3 protein-coding genes are annotated in these 2,874 nt (G+C 39.4%); all 3 read left to right on the top strand.

Annotated elements, in window-relative coordinates:
* The first annotated feature begins 90 nt into the window (after positions 1 to 90).
* From NL42_RS16665 to NL42_RS16655, 3 genes are read left to right on the top strand one after another with little or no spacing between them, the layout of a single operon-like run.
* Positions 91 to 1,389: an FAD-dependent oxidoreductase gene (locus tag NL42_RS16665; protein ID WP_461313593.1), complete on the top strand. Its 1,299-nt coding sequence runs from the start codon at positions 91 to 93 to the stop codon at positions 1,387 to 1,389.
* A 4-nt stretch (positions 1,390 to 1,393) separates the two neighbouring features.
* The gene (locus NL42_RS16660) at positions 1,394 to 2,221 is read left to right on the top strand and encodes an SAM-dependent methyltransferase (protein WP_461313592.1); all 828 of its coding nucleotides are present in this window, start codon (positions 1,394 to 1,396) and stop codon (positions 2,219 to 2,221) included.
* A gap of 8 nt (positions 2,222 to 2,229) precedes the next feature.
* Positions 2,230 to 2,655, top strand: coding sequence for a GFA family protein (locus tag NL42_RS16655; protein ID WP_461313591.1), 426 nt, complete (start codon positions 2,230 to 2,232; stop codon positions 2,653 to 2,655).
* Positions 2,656 to 2,874 lie beyond the last annotated feature (219 nt).

Below are 2,874 nucleotides of genomic sequence, written 5' to 3'. Positions count from 1 at the left end.
CAAAAAATAAAAATCTGGTAGTTTTTAATACGGTGTTTCTTTGGGGTATGAGTGATAATCAAAAAAATTCTCGAAAAATGGGACATCATTTTGAATATCGCAATTATTGGCAGTGGAATGGCAGGTCTTGCGGCAGCAAGAATTCTGAAAGATGCAGGGCATACGATCACGATATTTGAAGCACTTCCTGGCCGAGGAATGGATAGCCATAGTATTGAGTTCGATGGTGGAATTATTGATGCACCGCTACGTGTGATGAATCCACATTTGTGGAAGAATACACTCAGCCTTGCTGCTCATTTAGGTATTAAAACCTTTCCAGTTCGTACTTATATGTCATGTAGCTGGTTATTCGAAGATCGTACGGAAACATGGTTAACGACATCTCGTAGTCGTATTGGTAATTTTCCGATTATCAATAACCGTAAAGGCATCCAGCAATATGGCTGGCGTCTTGTGAAAGGGATGTTGCAATTAAAAACTGCAATTCACCAGTTTTTCAAATCTAAAAATCAAGATATTACCCTCGCTGAATTTATTAATCAGAACGATATTGAAGAAGTATTCTGGCATGGCGTTGTAATGCCGGTGCTCTATACCATTTGTACTTGTAACCCAAAAACAATTGGCGACTGGCCTGCAAAAAATCTACTTGAGTTTTTACGTCACTTAACTGATGGCGACATGCTGTTACGTATGAAAGGTGGTACACCTGCATTTGTAGATAGCTTAATTAAAGATATCGACATTCATAGCGGATCCGCGATTAAGAAAGTTGAATTACAAGGCGAAAAAGTACTGGTTGAAAACAGCCAAGGTGAACAGAATTTATTTGATCGCGTGATTGTTGCAACGCCAACGTCTAAAATTGATGAGTTTTTAAACCCTGAACAATTTGCTGAAGATATGAAGCTGCTGAAGCAATTCCGTTTTGAGCAAGGTGATCTTGTCATTCATACAGATGCCACAGTAATGCCACCACGCCGTAAAGACTGGTCAGTGCTGAGCTATATGATGGATCGTAAGTTTACCCGTCAGCAATTCACAGTGTGGATGAATGCGGTTGAGCCTACGCTCGTGGGTAAAAATCCAGTGTTCCAGACGTGGCGTCCAGTGACTGATATTGACCCTAAAAAAATCATTTCAAAAGTAACCTTAACGCGTGCAGTTGTAGACTCACAAACAATTGCTCTAAATAAAGAATTACAACAACGCCATTTAGACTTAAACCGTAAAGTATTTTACTGTGGTTCATGGTCATGTGATGGTTTACCAATTTTAGAGTCAGCAGTTACTTCCGCGATGCATATTGCTGAAATTTTAGGTGCTCCTTTACCATTTGTAGGCTTAAAGCCTCAGGTTGAAGTTGCCCCAGAACTCGGTTACTAAAATTGTGAAAACAAAAGTTCGGGCAGCTCTCTCTAGACTCATTCCCCATAAATATGCAATTGATGCATCAAGTTTGGGAGATGACGAAGAGCTTGCTTGGACAAATTTGGGCTTTTGGAAAAATACCCAAAACTACCGTGAAGCTTGTTGCCAATTGGCAGATCATTTGGCACAAGCTGTCAATTTAAATTCAAAAGATCATCTCTTAGATTTAGGTTGTGGGCGAGGCGCAAGTTTGTTGCATTGGTTACAGTGCTATCAGCCCAAAAGCCTTAGTGCAGTTGACCTACAAGCTGAATGTGTGAATAAAATTCAAAGACTTATCCCCGAGATAAGCCAGATTTTTTGTGGTTCATTTTTAAATTTAAAACAATTTGAATTCAAACAATGCTTCGATGCGGTGTTGTGTATTGATGCGGCTTATCACAGCAATTTAAATTCATTTCTAGATTCAGTCACTCCAGTTTTAAATTCAAAAGGCCGATTAGGTTTTCATTACTTAATGCGTGCCGACTCATGTCAAAACATGACCGTCTTGCAAGAACAAAAGTATCGCTATCTGCTTAAAGCAGCAGACGTGGTTTGGGACAATGTGCCAAACGAGAAAATGCTAAGAAATGCCTTAGAACAACAAGGTTTTGTCGATATTAAAATTGAAGATTTATCCGAGCCTGTATTACTTGGTTTTTCAGAGTATATTCAAAATCATCAAGGACAAAATCAAAGCCGAGGATTGGCAAATTTTAAAATTCAAATGACTGCAAAGTTATGCCAACAGCTCTACCAAAATGGCTATGTACGTTATATTCAAATCACAGCAATAAAAAAATAGGATGAGCCATGTCAGCTAAGTATCAAGGATCGTGTTTATGTGGAGCTGTGAGCTACCAAAGCGAAGCGGAGCCACGTTATAGTTTTAATTGCCATTGTCGAGATTGCCAGAAGGCAACAGGTTCGGCATATGCACCAATTGCTTTTTTTCACCAATCTGAATTGAAAGTGAATGGTGAACTTAAATATTTTGAGACTTTAGGATCTTCTGGCCGATCTATTAAACGAGCATTTTGCCCGACTTGTGGTTCTCAACTTTTTGGCTTACCTGAAATTGCCCCTGAAATGATTTCAATACGTGCGGGTACGCTTGATAACCCGAGTCTCTATCAGCCTAGAGCAGAGGTGTTTGTGAGCCAAGCCTATGCTTGGGATACGCTGAACCCAAACCTTAGACACTTTGAAAAAATGATAGAGAAGAAGAAAGAAGGATAGAGGCATTCTGACAAGCTCGTACGCTTTTTCTTACATATATTCGGGAAATTTGCGTCTTTCTATGACTTCATAAATTACCTATGATGCACTTAACGGGAACAGGAAGTTCCAAAACGTAAAACAACAATAATAAGTTTAAGCATCAGGACGTGAGGTATTACAGGAAGTGTACCTAGTGACGAAATACGAAAAAAGCCCAACAGGATGTTGGGCTTTTTT

It is taken from the genome of Acinetobacter sp. GN11 (genome assembly GCF_054823985.1).
The sequence above is the reverse complement of the archived record's forward strand: the minus strand, read 5'-3'. Positions and strand labels throughout refer to the sequence as shown.

Bases quoted from the DNA above. Each gene is read 5' to 3' on its own strand.
- NL42_RS16655 (WP_461313591.1), top strand. From the start codon at position 2,230: ATGTCAGCTAAGTATCAAGGATCGTGTTTATGTGGAGCTGTGAGCTAC.